The organism is Rhodoferax ferrireducens, from assembly GCF_003347515.1.
In the GTDB taxonomy this organism is placed as follows: domain Bacteria; phylum Pseudomonadota; class Gammaproteobacteria; order Burkholderiales; family Burkholderiaceae_C; genus Rhodoferax.
Genome location: NZ_QEII01000123.1, coordinates 1 through 255 on the forward strand (window position 1 = coordinate 1; position 255 = coordinate 255).

The following is a 255-nucleotide window of genomic DNA, read 5'->3' on the forward strand; positions in this document are numbered from 1 at the left end:
GCTTGCCCTGCTCGGCGGTCATGATGCGGCCCAGGTCCTCCTGGTTCGCCATCAGCAGGTCGAACCACTTGCGCAGGATGATGCTGCGCTCCTTGGCGGTCTTGGCTTTCCAGGCCGGCCAGGCGGCGTTGGCGGCGGCAATCGCCGCCTCGGCCTCCCTGGGGCCGAGGTTGGCGACGTCGGCCAGCTTCTGCCCGGTGGCGGGGTCGAGGATGTCAAAGCGGCTGCTGCCGGCCAGCCACTGGCCGTTGATCA

At 69.4% G+C, this 255-nt stretch carries 1 protein-coding gene; it reads right to left on the reverse strand.

Annotation, left to right across the window (positions count from 1 at the left end; translation table 11 throughout):
• A partial coding sequence (locus tag C5P05_RS00540; RefSeq protein ID WP_232834270.1) for an aldehyde dehydrogenase family protein occupies nucleotides 1–253 on the reverse strand: 253 nt, incomplete at its 3' end.
• Nucleotides 254–255 lie beyond the last annotated feature (2 nt).